The following is a 15,874-nucleotide window of genomic DNA, read 5'->3' as shown; positions in this document are numbered from 1 at the left end:
CGCGGAGCCCCTACTCCCCGCCCTCCGCGGAAAGCACCGACCGCTCCAGCTTCCCCAGCAACCGCGCAAGCTCCACGCACTCCGCCTCCGACAGCCCCGCCAGCATCCGCCGCTCGTTCTCCAGATGCTCCGAGAACAGCGCGTCGATCAGCGACAACCCCTCGTCCGTCAGCCGCGAGTGCACCACCCGCCGGTCCTGCGGATCACGCTCCCGCCGGATCAGCCCGTCCTTCTCCAGCCGGTCTATCCGCAGCGTCACGCCCGCCGAGCTGATCAGCCCCGAATCCGCCAGCTCACCCGCCGTGCGCCGGAACGGCGCCCCCGCCCTGCGCAACGCCGTCAGCACGTCGAACCCGGCCATCGACAGACCCCTGCGCTCCACGGGCCGCGAGATCGCCGTGCTGTACCGCAGGAACGCCCGGTGCAGCCGGCCGAAGACCTCCAGCGGAGCCGTGTCCAGCTCCGGCCGCTCCCGCCGCCAGTCCGCCACGATCGACGCCACCGCGTCCGCCCGCTCCGCCATCCCGGCCACACCTCCGTGCAGGTACACCATGGGCTAAGAATCTTAGCCCTCAAATGACCCCGGGCGGCCGTCCGCCCCCAGCGGAACCCGCCTGCGCGCCGCCCGGGCGATACGGCAGCATGTCCCCATGTCCGTACTGACGCGCGATGAAGCGCAGGCCCGAGCCCAGATCCTCGACGTACAGCGATACACGATCGAACTCGATCTCACCGCGGGGGAGGAGACCTTCGACTCCCGTGCCGTGATCGAGTTCACCGCCCGCGCGGCCGGTGACACCTTCATCGAGCTCAAGCCCGCCACCCTGCGCTCCATCAGCCTCGACGGACAGCCGCTGGACCCCGCGGACCTCACCGGGAACCGGTACCCCCTCACCGGCCTCACCGAAGGACCGCACGAGATCCGCGTCGACGCCGCCATGCGCTACTCCCGCACCGGCGAGGGCATGCACCGCTTCACCGACCCCAGCGACAACGAGACATACGTCTACACCCAGCTCTTCATGGAGGACGTCCAGCGCGTCTTCGCCGCCTTCGACCAGCCCGACCTCAAGGCGGTCTTCGCCCTCACCGTCACCGCCCCCGAAGGCTGGACCGTCCTCGGCAACGGCGTCACCGAGCACACCGGAGACGGCCGCTGGACCATCGCCCCCACCCCGCCGCTCTCCACCTACCTCGTCGCCGTCGCCGCCGGCCCCTGGCACTCCGTGACCACCGAGCACGCCGGACTGTCCTTCGGTATCCACTGCCGCCGCTCCCTCGCCCCCCACCTCGACGCCGACGCCGAGGAGATCCTCGACATCACCCGGGCCTGCTTCGACCGGTTCCAGGAGAAGTTCACCGAGCCGTACCCCTTCGACTCGTACGACCAGGCGTTCGTCCCCGAGTTCAACGCCGGCGCCATGGAGAACCCCGGACTCGTCACCTTCCGCGACGAGTTCATCTACCGCTCCGCCGTCACCGACACCGAACGCCAGACCCGCGGCATGGTCATCGCCCACGAGATGGCCCACATGTGGTTCGGCGACCTCGTCACCCTCGCCTGGTGGGACGACATCTGGCTCAACGAGTCCTTCGCCGAGTACATGGGCTACCAGACCCTCGCCGAAGCCACCCGGTTCACCGACACCTGGGTCGACTTCGGCGTCGCCCGCAAGGGCTGGGGATACGACGCCGACCAGCGCCCCTCCACCCACCCCGTCGCCCCCGACCCGGCCGACGTCCCCGACACCGCCTCCGCGCTCCTCAACTTCGACGGCATCTCCTACGCCAAGGGCGCCTCCGCCCTGCGCCAGCTCGTCGCCTGGCTCGGCGAGAAGGACTTCCTCGCGGGCATCAACACCCACTTCGCCCGCCACAAGTTCGGCAACGCCACCCTCGCCGACTTCATCGACAACCTCGCCTCGGCCACCGACCGGGACGTCCACGCCTGGGCCGAACAATGGCTCCGTACCACCGGCGTCGACACCCTCGCCGCGCACACCACCGAAGCCGACACCACCTGGTCGCTCACCGTCGGCCACCGGGGCACCCGCCCCCACCGCATCAGCGTCGGCGTCTACGACCACAGCCTCGACACCCAGCACGGGCCCACCCCGCTCGTCCTGCGCGAACGCTTCGAGACCGGCATCCCCGAGGAAGCCCCCGTCACCCGCCCCGGCCGCCGCCCCGCCCTCGTCGTCCCCAACGACGAAGACCTCACCTACGCCAAGATCCGGCTCGACCCGCACTCCTGGAACACCGTCCTGGACAGCCTCTCCGGCATCCCCGACGCCCTCACCCGCGCCGTCGTCTGGAACGCCGCCCGCGACATGGTCCGCGACGGCGACCTCGCCCCCAGCACCTACCTCGAAGCCGCCCGCGCCCACCTCCCGTACGAGACCGACCTCGCCCTCCTCCAAGGCGTCCTGGCCTTCGCGGACACCCAGGTCGCCGGCCGCTACACCGCCCCCGAGGACCGGCCCGCCGCCCTCGCCACGATCACCTCCCTCTGCCGCGACCTCATCCGCCGCACCGAGGACGGCACCCACCCCGGACTGCGCCTCACCGCCGTCCGCCACCTCATCGACGCCGCCACCCAGCCCGACGCCATCCAGGGCTGGCTCGCCGACGACACCGTCCCCGGCGGGCCCGAACTCGACCCCGAACTGCGCTGGCGCATCCTCACCCGCCTCGCCGTCCTCGGCGCCACCGACGCCGCCGCCATCGACGCCGCCCTCGAGGACGACCCCAGCGCCACCGGCCAGGAAGGCGCCGCCCGCTGCCGCGCCGCCCTCCCCACCCCCGAGGCCAAGGCCGCCGCCTGGGACGCGATGTTCCACGACGACACCCTCTCCAACTACCTCTTCACGGCCACCGCCCAGGGCTTCTGGCAACCCGAACAGACCGACCTCGTACGGGCATACGTGCCCCGCTTCTACCCCGAGGCCGCCCAGCTCGCCGCCCGCCGGGGCGCCGCCATCGCCGAAGCCGCCGGGCGCTACGCCTTCCCCGCCCACGCCGTCGACGCCGACAGCCTCCGCACCGGCGAGGAGGCCCTGGCCGACCCCGCCCTCATCCCGGCCCTCCGCCGGAAGCTCATCGACCAGATCGACGACCTGCGCCGCGCCCTGAACGTACGCAACGCCCACTGACCCCACCCGCACCACCCGTGCCCGGCCCGCCCCTCACCCCGAGGAGCGCGCCGGGCACGGCCATACCACCCCGGCCCCCGACACCGCGCCCCGATCCCCACCGCACCACCCTTTCGAGTTCAGATCACCCGGTCCCCGGCCGCGCCCCCCGAAACCCGGACAAGCTGGCACGCACACCTATGGCCGTGTCCGGAAAGTCCCGCCTGGCCCGCGACGCCTGGCACGCACTCTCGCCGCACCGGCCGAAATCCCAAGTACGTCCAGTACGAGGGATGTCGGCCGGCACGCCGAGAGCACGCACCAGACGCCGCAGGCCACGCCCTCCGGGCGTACGACGGGACTTTCCGGACACGACCATGCCCGCCCCGTCCCCGCGCGCCCGAAGGACCCCCCACCCATGCCCGTACCGCCCCTCGCCGGGTCCACCACCGGACCCGACGCCCTGCGCCCCCTCCTCGACACCGTCCTCACCGCCCTCACCGAAGGCGCCCGACGCCGCGACGGCCCCCTCCCCGCAGGCGGACCCGACACCGTCACCCCCCGCACCCGCACCGCCCTCACCCCCCTCATCCCGGACCAGGGCACCGGCGCCCACGACGCCCTCGCCACCCTCGTCCAAGCCCTCACCGAAGGCGCCGCCGACCCCGCCGACCCCCTCTGCGCCGCCCACCTCCACACCCCGCCCCTCGCCCTCGCGGCCGCCGCCGACCTCGCCGCCTCCGCCCTCAACCCCTCCATGGACTCCTGGGACCAGGCCCCCGCCGCCTCCACCCTCGAAGCCGACACCACCGCCGCACTCGCCGCCGAGGTCTACCCCGGCCACCCCGCACCCGACGCCCTCATCACCACCGGCGGCACCGAGGCCAACCAACTCGGCCTCCTCCTCGCCCGCGAACGCCACGGCCCCGTCCAGACCCTCACCGGCACCAACGCCCACCACAGCTTCACCCGCGCCGCCTGGCTCCTCGGCCTCCCCGAACCCCTCACCGTGCCCGCCCCCACCGGCACCATCGACCTCCACGCCCTCCACGACACCCTCGCCCGCAACCACGGACAGGGCCCCCTCCTCGTCACCGCCACCGCCGGCACCACCGACACCGGCCAGATCGACCCCCTCACCGACATCGCCGACCTCTGCGCCCACCACGGCGCCGAACTCCACATCGACGCGGCCTACGGCGGACCCCTCCTCTTCAGCCCCACCCACCGCCCCCTCCTCGACGGCCTCGACCGCGCCGACAGCGTCACCCTCGACCTCCACAAACTCGGCTGGCAGCCCGCCTCAGCCGGCATCCTCGCCGTCCCCGACCGCCACCACCTCCACGCCCTCCACCACCAAGCCCCCTACCTCAACGCCGACGACGACACCGAAGCCGGCCTCCCCGACCTCCTCGGCCGCTCCCTGCGCACCACCCGCCGCCCCGACGTCCTCAAGATCGCCGTCACCCTCCGCGCCCTCGGCCGCACCGGACTCGCCGACCTCATCGACCGCACCTGCGCCGCCGCCCACACCCTCGCCGACCTCATCACCACCACCCCCGGCCTCGAACTCCACCACCGCCCCACCATCAGCACCGTCCTCTTCCGCCCCACCGACGCCGCCGACCACACCGTCGCCACCGTCCGCCGCACCCTCCTCACCCGCGGCCACGCCGTACTCGGCCGCACCCACACCCACGGCCGCCTCTGGTTCAAAGCCACCCTCCTCAACCCCCACACCACCCCCGACGACCTCCAACGCCTCCTCGCCCTCGTCACCCACCTCACCGCCGAACTCAAGGAAGGCAGCACCCTCCGATGACCGCCGCCCCGGCCACCCCCGACCCCCTCCGCACCCACGACCTCGTCGGCATCGGCATCGGCCCCTTCAACCTCTCCCTCGCCGCCCTCGCCCACGGCCTCCCCACCCCCCTCACCACCGCCTTCTACGAACAGCGCCCCGCCTTCCACTGGCACCCCGGACTCCTCATCGAAGGCGCCACCCTCCAAGTCCCCTTCCTCGCCGACCTCGTCACCCTCGCCGACCCCACCAGCCCCTGGAGCTTCCTCAACTACCAACGCACCCAGGACCGCCTCTACCCCTTCTACTTCGCCGAGCGCTTCCACATCCACCGCGCCGAATACGACGCCTACTGCCGCTGGGTCAGCACACAACTCCCCGGCCTCCACTTCGGCCACCAGGTCGACGCCATCCGCTGGGACCCCCAGAACGCCCGCTTCGACGTCGACCACACCCAACTCGACGCCCACGGCGAAGCCGAATCACTCGGCCGCACCCACACCCGCCACATCGCCCTCGGCATCGGCACCGAACCCCACATCCCCGAACCCCTCAAACCCCTCACCGACACCGGCAACGCCCCCGTCATCCACTCCGCCGACTACCTCCACCACCGCGACCGCCTCCTCCAGGCCCGCCACATCACCGTCATCGGCTCGGGACAGTCCGGCGCCGAGATCTTCCTCGACCTCCTCCGCGCCCGCCCCACCGGCAGCGAAGGCCTCCACTGGCTCGCCCGCACCCCCGCCTTCGCACCCATGGAGTACTCGAAACTCGGCCTCGAACACTTCACCCCCGACTACACCCGCTACTTCCACGCCCTCCCCGAAACCGTCCGCGACACCCTCGTCCCCCAGCAATGGCAACTCCACAAAGGCATCGACCACGACACCATCGCCGCCATCCACGACGAGCTCTACCGCCGCACCCTCCACGGCGGCTGGCCCGACGCCACCCTCACCCCCGGCGTCAGCGTCCGCACCGCCGGACGCGTCGCCAACACCCGCGTCGAACTCCACCTCGAACACACCCAGCAATCCACCCGCACCCGCCTCACCACCGACGCCGTCGTCCTCGCCACCGGCTACCGCGAACGCCCCCTCGACACCCTCCTCCACCACCTCGCCCCCCACCTCCGCCGCGACACCGCCGGCCGCCCCCGCGTCGACGCCCACCACCGCCTCGACCTCGGCCCCGCCGTCACCGGCCACATCTACGTACAGAACGCCGAACGCCACACCCACGGCGTCGGCGCCCCCGACCTCGGCCTCGCCGCCTGGCGCAGCGCCACCATCCTCAACGACCTCACCGGCACCACCCCGTACCCCCTCCCCAAGCGCACCGCCTTCACCACCTTCGGCCTCACCCAGCCCGCCATCCCCACCCAGCAACCCACCCTCGTCCCCCTTGCCCACCCCTGACAAAAAAGGGCGGCCGCCCCACCTCCCCGAAAAAAGGGGAGGCGGAACGACCGCCCTCGCCGAACCCGCGCCTAGAACACCGGCACCCCGTCCCGCGTCAGCTTCCAGTCCACCGAAGCGAACTTCGCCGGATCCACCGAACCCTTCGCCTGCACCCAGGCGATGATCGTGTTCCGGATCTCCTCCGAGTTCGCCCACAGCTGCCTCGCCGCCGGAACATGCGGGAAATTGCCCCCACCGCTCGCCCGGTAGTTGTTCACCGCCAGCACGAACTGCGCCTTCGGATCGATCGGCTTCCCCTCGAACGACAGACCCGTGATCCGCGAACCCACCGGCTTCGCGATATCGATCTCATACGTCAGACCCGACACCGCGTCGTAGTTGTAGTCCGGCGTGCTGTCCGCATTCGTCAGCTTCTCCGGATCCACCGGAGCACCCGCCGCCGTCTGCACGTAGTACTTCGCCGAGAACTCCAGGTACTCCAGAATCTGCGCACCCGTCACCAGACGCGCCTCCAGCGTGTTCTCGAACGGATACAGACCCGCCGCGTCCTTGATGGTCACGTTCCCGGCCGGAATCCGCGCCGTACGCGAGAAGCACGACGCCTGCGACAGCACCGGAAGCTCCGCGTACTCACCACCCGCCAGCGCCGCCTTCACCGTCTCCGCCTGCACGACGTTGATCAGATCGATGATCGGCTCGTCCTTCCACGCCGCCTCCGCCGTGGTCATCTCCGACGCCGCCGTACCGATCACCTGATTGACGTACGCCACCACCTTCTTGTGCTCGTCCGCCAGCAGCCGCGTGATCTTCCGGTCCTCCGCCGCCGTGTTCGAGTTCAGCACCCGCGAACCGGCCTTCTCCACCACCCAGCGGCCCTTCTCCCACACCACCTCGAAGTCGAACAGCGTCAGCCGCTGCCCCCACTTCAACGGCTCCGAGAGCACGACCTTCTTCCCGGTCTCCTTGTTCTCCACGAAGTACTCGGGAATCTCCAGATGCGCGTGACCCACCAGAATCGCGTCGATCCCCGGCACCTGCTCCGCCACCAGACCCGCCGCGTTCTCCACATACGGAATCTGGTCCCCGTACGACGACGTCCCGCTGTTCCCCGAATGCGCCGACACGATCACCACATCCGCGCCCATCGAACGCAGCCGCGGCACATACTTAGCCGCCTGCTCCTCCAGACCCGGGAACACCATCTTCCCGCTCACGTTCGCCTTGTCCCAGATCGCGATCCCCGGGTTCGTCAGCCCCAGAACCGCCACCTTCACATCACGCCCGTGCGGCGTCCGCAGCTTCTTGATCACATACGGCGCGAACGCCGGCCGCAGCGTCTTCGCGTCCAGCGCGTTCGCCCCGAGCAGCGGAAAGTCACACTGCTCCTCGAACTTCCGCAGCACCGGAATCCCGTAGTTGAACTCGTGGTTCCCCAGCGCCGCCGCGTCATAGCCGATCGCGTTCATCGCCTGCGCCATCGGATGCACCGGACCACGCTTCGCCGTGATCGGGTCGATCTTCGCGTAGTAGTACGAGAGCTGCGTGCCCTGGATCGTGTCACCCGCGTCGATCATCAGGGTGTTGTGACGGCCCTTCTCACGACGCACCTGCTCCACCAGCGTCGAGATCTTCGCCAGACCGACGTCGTTGTGGTCCTTGTCATCGAACTCGGCATCCGTGAAGTAGTCCCAGTTGAAGACGTTCCCGTGCAGATCCGTCGTCCCCATCACGGTGAACGAGTACCGCTTCTGCGGACGCCCGTGACCATGACCGTGCCCGCGCCCGTGCGCCTGGGCGGGCGACGCGCCGCCGCCCACCACCACCGCACCCGCGCCGGCCGCGGCCGATGTCCCCAGGAACGTCCTTCGGTTCAGCGGCATCTCGTCTCCCACATTTCGGTTCACTTGGTGCGAAGTTCTGTCGTACGCCGTCCAACAACGCGCGTAGATAATCACCCACGCACCACCTCCGGCAACACCCCCGGCAGGTTTCCGTTCCATGACCACACATCGACAGGACGGCGTCCACCCGCGAACACCCCGACTGTCACACCCGGATGCCACAGTGGACCCATGACCGAGCCCGCGCAGCCCTTCGGCACCCCCGACCAGCCCCGCATCGCCGTCCGAGGCGAAGCCCGCCTCGAAGTCGACCCCGAGATCGCCCGCCTCTCCCTCACCGTCACCGCCCGCGGCAAGGACCGCCGCGCCGCTCTCGAAGACCTCACCCGGCGCAACGCCACCGTCCTCGAACTCGCCCGCACCTACGGCGACGCCATCGAGAAGATCGAGACCGGCGCGCTCTCCATCCACCCCGAACTCGTTCAGCGCGGCCGCGACGAGAAGATCCGCGCCTACCACGGACGCGTCTACATCACCGCCGTCCTCAACGACTTCACCGCACTCGGCGAATTCATCACCCGCGTCGGCGACCTGGAAATGACCCAGGTCAACGGGCCCTGGTGGGCCCTGCGCCCCACCTCGCCCGCGCACGGCGAGGCCCGCCGCCAGGCCGTCCGCGAAGCCGTCCAGCGCGCCCGCGAGTACGCCGGAGCGCTCGGCGCGGAGCTCGCCGCCCTGGTCGAACTCGCCGACATAGGCGCGGAGAACGCCGCCCCGCCGGTCGCGTTCGCCAGGACCGGCGGCTACGGCGCCCCGCCCCAGGCGCCCGGCGCCGCCGCCGGAGGCCCGCCCGCCATCGACCTCGAACCGCAGCGGCAGACCGTGTACGCGCAGGTGAACGCCCGCTTCACCATGACCCCGCCGAAACTCTGAATCGCCGTCCACGGGGACACCGGCGCGTGCTCATCCGAGCACGCCGCCGCACAATTCAACACTTGTCAATAACCCTTCATGCAAAGGTGGTTGGACAGTCATACAGAGCCAATTACCTACCCATAGGTAAGGTCTAGGCTCGAACCATGCGCCGAGCCAAAATCGTTTGCACCCTGGGACCCGCAACCGACTCATACGACCAGATCAAGGCCCTGGTAGAGGCGGGAATGGACGTCGCCCGCCTCAACCTCAGCCACGGCAGTTACGCCGAACACGAAGAGCGGTATCACCGCGTGCGCAAAGCGTCCGACGAGGCGCACCGCAGCGTCGGCGTCCTCGCCGACCTTCAAGGCCCGAAGATCCGCCTGGGACGCTTCCGCGAAGGACCCGTACTCCTTGAACGCGGCGACGACTTCACCATCACCGTCGAACCGATGGAGGGCGACCGCAACGGCTGCGGCACGACCTACGACGGCCTCGCCGCGGACGTCACCCCCGGTGAGCGCATCCTGATCGACGACGGCCGCGTCACCCTGGAGGTCATCGAGGTCGACGGCCCCCGCGTCCGCACCACCGTGGTCGAGGGCGGCATGGTCTCCGACCACAAGGGCCTCAACCTCCCCGGTGTCGCCGTCTCCGTCCCCGCGCTCTCCGAGAAGGACATCGAGGACCTGCGCTGGGCCATCCGCACGGGCGCCGACATCATCGCCCTCTCCTTCGTCCGCAGCGGCCGCGACATCGAGGACGTCCACCGTGTCATGGACGAGGAGGGCCGCCGCCTCCCCGTCATCGCCAAGGTCGAGAAGCCGCAGGCCGTCGAGAACATCGAGGACATCGTCGCCGCGTTCGACGGCATCATGGTCGCCCGCGGCGACCTGGGCGTCGAGATGCCGCTGGAGCAGGTGCCGATCGTCCAGAAGCGCGCGATCAAGCTCGCCAAGCGGAACGCGAAGCCGGTCATCGTGGCGACGCAGATGCTCGACTCGATGATCGACAACTCCCGGCCCACCCGCGCCGAGGCGTCCGACGTCGCGAACGCGATCATCGACGGCACGGACGCGGTGATGCTCTCCGGCGAGACCAGCGTCGGCAAGTACGCGATCGAGACGGTCCGCACGATGGCCCGCATCGTGGAGGCGGCCGAGGAGGACATCCTCGCGAAGGGGCTCCCGCCGCTGACGGAACGCAACAAGCCCCGCACCCAGGGCGGCGCGGTGGCCCGCGCGGCGGCGGAGATGGGCGACTTCCTCGGCGCGAAGTTCCTGGTGGCCTTCACGCAGAGCGGCGACACGGTGAAGCGGTTGTCGCGTTACCGCTCCCCGATCCCGCTTCTGGCCTTCACCCCGGACCCGGCGACGCGTTCGCAGCTCAACCTGACCTGGGGCGTCGAAACGTTCCTGGGCCCGCACGTGGACTCCACGGACGCGATGGTCGCCCAGGTCGACGAGGAGCTCCTGAAGATCGGCCGCTGCCAGAAGGGCGACGTCGTGGTCATCACGGCCGGCTCCCCGCCGGGTGTCGCGGGCTCCACGAATCTGGTGCGCGTGCACCACATCGGCGAGGACGACAGCCCGAAGTAGGGGCGGCTCAGTATTTCGGCCCGACGTGAGCGTCCATGAGAGCGACGGACGCCCGTCGGGCGACGGAGATGTTGAACGGCTCGCTGCGCCGGGCGAGCGTGGTCCACTCGACGCCTACGGCGGTGAGTGTGTCGCTGAAGAGCTTGCGGATGTCGTCCGACTTGTTGCTGAAGAAATAGCGCGGGTACTCGTAGCGCTTTCGCTCGCCTCCGACGAGGCGGGTGGCCCAGTTGGTGATGCGGCAGCCGTCGGAGTGGATGAGGCCGCGGATGAACTCCCAGGGGTGTGCATCCACGATCTTCTGCTGCCACTGGGCCAGAGCGATGGTGCGGTCATGCTTCTTGCCGGGACCATGCTGCGGGAACAGGCAGGGCCAGTGCCTGCTGTAGCTGGTCACTGCGACGCACCCCTGCTTCTGCGCGAGATACACGGAGCCGGACGGATGGATGGCCGCGACAGCATGGCGGCATTCTTCGATGAGACCCGGCCATGCATCGGCGCAGGCAATGCGCAAGTAGTAGCCGCGTCCCCGTGGGTGCGCGCTGATACAGCCGTCGCCCAAGTACAGGCCCAGCAGATACGCGTAGTTGGCAGGGTCATCGAGTGGCAACGGCAGAGGCGCACAGCGGGGGCATTCGGTGTGCCCCAGGATGCGAGGCAGCGACTCGATGCGTGTGAGCCAGGAGCGTATCGCTGCCCGCGAAATACCGGTCTGCTTGCTCACAGCGTTCTGGCTGAGGCCCTGATCGAGGAGCGAAAGCGCGTGCTTACGTGTTTCCAGGTCGTACACATGGACGAGCCTGGTCGGAGCGCAATGCTCTGAGGGAGAAACGACGGTGCAATCACACGATGGTGTGCATCAGTGGCGTTTCCCTGCGGCCTTGGAATCGAAGGAAAAGTGCCCCGGGTCGGATTCGAACCGACACTGTATGGGTTTTGAATCCATCGCCTGCTGCCAATTGGGCTACCGGGGCTGACAGAATCGAAGGTTTCCTCCGACCCGCTGCGCGACCACCATACCGCAGCTGGGTAGGCTCAAGGGAGCTGTACCTGCCCTGGACCAAGGAGCCCCGTGACCACCCCCGAGTCGCCCCAGCCCGTCGCCGATGACGACAAGTCGCACGTTCCGCCGCTGACGACCCGTGTCGTCATCGCCGAGGACGAGGCGCTCATCCGCCTCGACCTCAAGGAGATGCTCGAAGAGGAGGGGTACTCCGTCGTCGGGGAGGCCGGGGACGGGCAGCAGGCCGTGGAGCTGGCGCGGGAGCACAAGCCGGACCTGGTCATCCTCGACGTGAAGATGCCCGTGCTCGACGGGATCTCCGCCGCCGAGAAGATCGCCGAGGAGTCCATCGCCCCGGTCCTCATGCTCACCGCGTTCTCGCAGCGCGACCTCGTGGAGCGGGCCCGGGACGCCGGGGCGATGGCGTACCTCGTGAAGCCGTTCAGCAAGAGCGACGTCGTCCCGGCGATCGAGATGGCCGTCTCGCGGTTCTCCGAGCTGAAGGCCCTGGAGAACGAGGTCGCCGACCTCGCCCAGCGGCTGGAGACGCGGAAGCTGGTGGACCGGGCGAAGAGCATTCTCCAGACGGACTACGGGCTCTCCGAGCCGGAGGCGTTCCGGTGGATCCAGAAGACGTCCATGGACCGCCGGCTGTCGATGCAGCAGCTCGCCGAGGCCCTGATCGAGGACGCCGAGGAGAAGAAGAAGGCCGCCGAGTAGGCCCCGTAGAACAGGAGAAAGGCCCGCGCCACGGAGGCGCGGGCCTTTCTCGTACGCGTAGGGGCTCAGTCCTCGCCCAGGTACGCCTTGCGGACGGACTCGTCGTGGAGGAGGTCCGCTCCGGTGCCGGAGAGGACGATCTTGCCGATCTCCATGACGTGGCCCTGGTCCGCGAGCGACAGCGCGGCCTGGGCGTTCTGCTCGACCAGAAGGATCGTCGTGCCGGAGGCGCGGAGTTCGACGATGGTCTCCATGATCTTCTGCATCATGATCGGGGAGAGCCCCATGGAGGGCTCGTCGAGCATGAGCAGCTTGGGCTGGGACATCATGGCCCTGCCCATGGCGAGCATCTGCTGCTCGCCGCCGGAGAGCGTTCCGGCGGCCTGCTTCCGGCGTTCCCCGAGGATGGGGAAGAGCTCGTAGGCGCGCTGGACGTCCTTCTCGATGCCCGCCTTGTCGTTGCGGAGGTACGCGCCGAGCAGCAGGTTCTCCGTGATCGTCAGCCGGGGGAAGATGTGGCGGCCCTCGGGGGAGTGGGCGAGGCCCAGGGAGACGATCTTGTGCGCGGGGACGTTGGTGAGCGGCTGGCCCTCGAAGAGTATGCGGCCGCTGAGCGGTTTGAGCAGCCCGGAGAGGGTGCGCAGGGTGGTGGTCTTGCCGGCGCCGTTGGTGCCGATGAGGGTGACCACCTGGCCGGTCTCGACGGTGAACGAGATGCCCTTGACGGCTTCGATTTTGCCGTAGGCGACGCGGAGGTCCTCGACCTCCAGCAGTGCGGTCATCGGTTGTCCTCCTCTTCCGTGCTCGTGGTGGTGGCGCTCGCCTCGGCCTTTTCGACTTCGGCGACCTCGTCGGCGCCGGGGGCGCCTTCGAAGGGGGTGCCGAGGTAGGCGGCGATGACGCGTTCGTCGCTCTGGACCTCGGACGCGGTGCCCTCGACCAGTTTCTCGCCCTGGACGAGGCAGGCGACGCGGTCGCAGAGGTTGAAGATGAAGCGCATGTCGTGCTCGATGACGAGGACGGCGATGCCCTGGTCCCGGATCGCGAAGATGAGCTCTTCGGTGACGCGGGTCTCCTGCGGGTTCATGCCGGCGGTGGGCTCGTCCAGGAGGAGGAGTCCGGGGTCGCTGGCGAGGGCGCGGGCGATTTCCAGCTTGCGCTGGTCTCCGTAGGGGAGGTTGCGCGCGAGGTGGTCGGCCTTGTCCTGGAGGCCGATGAACTCCAGGAGTTCCATGGCGCGTTCGCGGCTGGCGGCCTCGGCCCTGCTGAAGCCGGGAAGGCGCAGGAGGGCGGACCAGAGCCCTTCCTTGGTCCGGGTGTGGCGTCCGACGAGGACGTTCTCCAGGACGGTCATGTTGGCGAAGAGCCGGATGTTCTGGAAGGTGCGGGCGATGCCGGCCTTGGTGACGAGGTGGGGCTTGGGCGGCAGGACGGTGCCCTTGTAGCTGACCTTGCCCTCGGTGGGGACGTAGAGGCCGGTGAGGCAGTTGAAGAAGGTGGTCTTGCCGGCGCCGTTGGGGCCGATGAGGCCGACGATCTCGCCCGCGTTGACCTGGAGGTCCACGTCGCGGACGGCGGTGAGGCCGCCGAAGCGCATGGTGACCCCGCTGGCGTCCAGGACGGTCGTCCCGGTGGCGGTCTGTGTGGTGGTGGTCATGGTGTTACGCCCCCGCCTTGGCGATGCCGGCGTCCGTTTCGTCGGACTTCCGGGGTGTGGGCACGTCGAGCTGGTCGTTCTCGTGGAATTCGAGCTGCTTCCTGCGGTCGGCGACCAGGCCTTCGGGCCGGAAGCGCATCAGGAGGACGAGCGCGATTCCGAAGAGGAGGAGCTGGTAGTCCTGCATGAACTGGAGCTTGGCCGGGATGAGGTAGAGCAGCGCGGCGCCGACGAAGGGTCCGCTGAGGGTTCCCATGCCGCCGAGGATGACGGCGGCGAGGAGGAACGCGGAGTTCGGCGGTACGGAGCCGGCGAACTGGTACTGCTCGGGCGTCACGGTGTAGTTGACGTGTGCCTGTACGGTGCCGGCGAGGCCGGCGAGCGTGGCGCCGAGGGCGAAGGCGAGCAGCTTGAGCCGGAAGGCGTTGATGCCCATGGCGGTGGCGGCGGTCTCGTCCTCGCGGATGGCGACCCAGGCGCGGCCGATGCGGGATTCGCCGGAGCGGCGGAAGACCAGGACGACGACCGCGGTGATGATGAGCATCAGCAGGTAGTAGTTGGCGGGCCTGCTGAGGGTGAAGGGTCCGACGTCGTGGCTGAGGGCGAAGTCGATCCCGAAGAGGTTGAGGTCCGGGATGCTGGGGATGCCCTGGGAGCCGTTGGTGAGGTCGGGGCCGCTGTTGCCGTTGAGGTTGTTGACGGTGACGCGGAAGATCTCACCGAAGCCGAGGGTGACGATGGCGAGGTAGTCGCCGCGCAGCCGCAGGGTGGGGGCGCCGATGAGGACGCCGAAGATCATCGAGACGACCGCTCCGGTGAGGACGGCGGCCCAGAAGGGGAACTTGACGCCGATCGCGGAGAGAGGTGCGCCGGAGACGAGGGCGGCGGTGTAGGCGCCGACGCCGAGGAAGGCGACGTAGCCGAGGTCGAGGAGGCCGGCGAGGCCGACGACGACGTTGAGGCCGAGTGCGACGGTGGCGAAGATGAGGATGTTGACACCGATGAGGGTGTATTCCGCCGCGTCCTGGGTGAAGGGGAAGCAGAGGGCTGCCACAAGGGCGGCTGTCAGGGTGACGTTGCGGTGCTTGGTGGTCAGCGCGGTGAGCCGGGCGATGAGGCCGGCCCGGGTGAGTGCGGTGAACGCGAAGCCCGCGGTGATGAGGAAGCCGATGAACTGTTCGGAGTCCTCGCTGGGGATGTCGATCCCGTAGGTGAAGAGGTACAGCGCGAGTCCGAAGGCGACCGCGATGATGATGATCTCGGCCCAGGCCGGGAGGGCCTTGGCGCGGGGCGCCGACGGGGCGGTGAGGCTGTGGCGGAAGCGCTGCCAGGCGTTCGGCGCGGGGCCGTCGGTGGGGAGCGGGACGTCGTGGGGGAGGGCGAGGGAGGCGATGACGGCGACGAGTGCGCCGATGCCGCTGACCCAGGCTCCCGGTTCGAGGTTGACGACGCCGCCGAGCTCGTAGGAGATCGCGCCCATGGCGTAGCCGGTGGTGCCGAGGGTGGCGAGGGCCAGCAGGCGGACGGGGCTGTTGGTGCCGGCGGGGGTGAGCCAGCGCAGTCCGGGGATGCCGTAGCCGGTGAGGGCGAAGAGCAGGGTGAGGATCGCGCCGGTGAGGGTGAGGACCTGGAGGCCGCCGGGATAGCCGGTGACGGTGAGGTCGCCGGGGAATTCGGAGGTCCAGGTCCAGGGGAGGAGGGTGCCGGCGAGGGCGGCCGCGGCGCCGGCGAGGGTGGCGATGCGGGCGGCGGGCGTGGGGAGCGGGAGCAGTGCGGTGGTCATC

The 15,874-nt window shown here is 69.6% G+C and carries 12 protein-coding genes and 1 tRNA gene; 6 read left to right on the top strand and 7 right to left on the bottom strand.

What is annotated here, in order from left to right:
- Positions 1-10: 10 nt before the first annotated feature.
- Positions 11-523, bottom strand: a complete 513-nt coding sequence (locus tag OHS17_RS08080) for a MarR family winged helix-turn-helix transcriptional regulator (RefSeq protein ID WP_330315187.1) — start codon at positions 521-523, stop codon at positions 11-13.
- Between the two features lie 127 nt (positions 524-650).
- On the opposite strand from OHS17_RS08080, the gene pepN reads away from it, so the two are divergent.
- The 3 genes from pepN to OHS17_RS08065 all read left to right on the top strand — a co-directional run bounded on the left by pepN (position 651) and on the right by OHS17_RS08065 (position 6,353).
- The gene (pepN, locus tag OHS17_RS08075) at positions 651-3,152 is read left to right on the top strand and encodes an aminopeptidase N (RefSeq protein WP_330311611.1); all 2,502 of its coding nucleotides are present in this window, start codon (positions 651-653) and stop codon (positions 3,150-3,152) included.
- A 397-nt stretch (positions 3,153-3,549) separates the two neighbouring features.
- Positions 3,550-4,953: a pyridoxal phosphate-dependent decarboxylase family protein gene (locus OHS17_RS08070; protein ID WP_330311610.1), complete on the top strand. Its 1,404-nt coding sequence runs from the start codon at positions 3,550-3,552 to the stop codon at positions 4,951-4,953.
- Positions 4,950-6,353 (top strand): lysine N(6)-hydroxylase/L-ornithine N(5)-oxygenase family protein, encoded by a 1,404-nt coding sequence (locus tag OHS17_RS08065; RefSeq protein WP_330311609.1) that lies wholly within the window; start codon positions 4,950-4,952, stop codon positions 6,351-6,353. Before OHS17_RS08070 ends, OHS17_RS08065 begins: the two co-directional genes overlap by 4 nt.
- 71 nt (positions 6,354-6,424) lie before the next feature.
- Here OHS17_RS08065 and OHS17_RS08060 read toward each other — a convergent pair whose 3' ends face one another.
- Positions 6,425-8,236, bottom strand: coding sequence for a bifunctional metallophosphatase/5'-nucleotidase (locus OHS17_RS08060; RefSeq protein WP_330315186.1), 1,812 nt, complete (start codon positions 8,234-8,236; stop codon positions 6,425-6,427).
- Between the two features lie 192 nt (positions 8,237-8,428).
- Here OHS17_RS08060 and OHS17_RS08055 point away from each other — a divergent pair, with 192 nt between their 5' ends.
- Complete coding sequence (locus OHS17_RS08055; RefSeq protein WP_330311608.1) at positions 8,429-9,130, top strand: SIMPL domain-containing protein; 702 nt, start codon at positions 8,429-8,431, stop codon at positions 9,128-9,130.
- A 146-nt stretch (positions 9,131-9,276) separates the two neighbouring features.
- Entirely contained in the window at positions 9,277-10,710 is a 1,434-nt protein-coding gene (pyk, locus tag OHS17_RS08050) for a pyruvate kinase (RefSeq protein ID WP_330311607.1), read from the top strand.
- Positions 10,711-10,717: 7 nt separating this feature from the next.
- Here pyk and OHS17_RS08045 read toward each other — a convergent pair whose 3' ends face one another.
- Positions 10,718-11,500 carry a transcriptional regulator gene (locus tag OHS17_RS08045; protein WP_330311606.1) on the bottom strand — a complete coding sequence of 261 codons (783 nt, stop codon included), beginning with the start codon at positions 11,498-11,500 and terminating at the stop codon, positions 10,718-10,720.
- A gap of 109 nt (positions 11,501-11,609) precedes the next feature.
- Positions 11,610-11,684: transfer RNA gene (locus tag OHS17_RS08040), tRNA-Leu, on the bottom strand.
- Between the two features lie 98 nt (positions 11,685-11,782).
- Between OHS17_RS08040 and OHS17_RS08035 the strand changes: the two genes are divergently transcribed.
- Positions 11,783-12,433, top strand: a complete 651-nt coding sequence (locus tag OHS17_RS08035; RefSeq protein ID WP_018104545.1) for an ANTAR domain-containing response regulator — start codon at positions 11,783-11,785, stop codon at positions 12,431-12,433.
- A 65-nt stretch (positions 12,434-12,498) separates the two neighbouring features.
- Here OHS17_RS08035 and OHS17_RS08030 read toward each other — a convergent pair whose 3' ends face one another.
- Genes OHS17_RS08030 through OHS17_RS08020 form a run of 3 tightly spaced genes read right to left on the bottom strand, consistent with a single transcriptional unit; the run spans position 12,499 to position 15,873 of the window.
- Positions 12,499-13,215: an ABC transporter ATP-binding protein gene (locus tag OHS17_RS08030; RefSeq protein ID WP_330311605.1), complete on the bottom strand. Its 717-nt coding sequence runs from the start codon at positions 13,213-13,215 to the stop codon at positions 12,499-12,501.
- Positions 13,212-14,090 (bottom strand): ABC transporter ATP-binding protein, encoded by an 879-nt coding sequence (locus tag OHS17_RS08025; protein ID WP_330311604.1) that lies wholly within the window; start codon positions 14,088-14,090, stop codon positions 13,212-13,214. The genes OHS17_RS08030 and OHS17_RS08025 overlap by 4 nt, the downstream gene beginning before the upstream one ends.
- A 4-nt stretch (positions 14,091-14,094) precedes the next feature.
- Positions 14,095-15,873: a branched-chain amino acid ABC transporter permease gene (locus OHS17_RS08020; protein ID WP_330311603.1), complete on the bottom strand. Its 1,779-nt coding sequence runs from the start codon at positions 15,871-15,873 to the stop codon at positions 14,095-14,097.
- Position 15,874 lies beyond the last annotated feature (1 nt).

The sequence above is a fragment of the Streptomyces sp. NBC_00523 genome, from assembly GCF_036346615.1.
Classification (GTDB): Bacteria; Actinomycetota; Actinomycetes; order Streptomycetales; family Streptomycetaceae; genus Streptomyces.
Note: the sequence above shows the minus strand (reverse complement) of the source record. Positions and strands in the feature narration are given on the sequence as shown.

Excerpts from the sequence above, each read along its gene's own strand:
- OHS17_RS08020 (WP_330311603.1), bottom strand. The coding sequence starts at position 15,873 with ATGACCACCGCACTGCTCCCGCTCCCCACGCCCGCCGCCCGCATCGCC.
- OHS17_RS08065 (WP_330311609.1), top strand. The coding sequence starts at position 4,950 with ATGACCGCCGCCCCGGCCACCCCCGACCCCCTCCGCACCCACGACCTC.
- OHS17_RS08055 (WP_330311608.1), top strand. The coding sequence starts at position 8,429 with ATGACCGAGCCCGCGCAGCCCTTCGGCACCCCCGACCAGCCCCGCATC.
- pepN (WP_330311611.1), top strand. The coding sequence starts at position 651 with ATGTCCGTACTGACGCGCGATGAAGCGCAGGCCCGAGCCCAGATCCTC.
- pyk (WP_330311607.1), top strand. The coding sequence starts at position 9,277 with ATGCGCCGAGCCAAAATCGTTTGCACCCTGGGACCCGCAACCGACTCA.
- OHS17_RS08025 (WP_330311604.1), bottom strand. The coding sequence starts at position 14,090 with ATGACCACCACCACACAGACCGCCACCGGGACGACCGTCCTGGACGCC.
- OHS17_RS08060 (WP_330315186.1), bottom strand. The coding sequence starts at position 8,236 with ATGCCGCTGAACCGAAGGACGTTCCTGGGGACATCGGCCGCGGCCGGC.
- OHS17_RS08070 (WP_330311610.1), top strand. The coding sequence starts at position 3,550 with ATGCCCGTACCGCCCCTCGCCGGGTCCACCACCGGACCCGACGCCCTG.
- OHS17_RS08030 (WP_330311605.1), bottom strand. The coding sequence starts at position 13,215 with ATGACCGCACTGCTGGAGGTCGAGGACCTCCGCGTCGCCTACGGCAAA.
- OHS17_RS08080 (WP_330315187.1), bottom strand. The coding sequence starts at position 523 with ATGGCGGAGCGGGCGGACGCGGTGGCGTCGATCGTGGCGGACTGGCGG.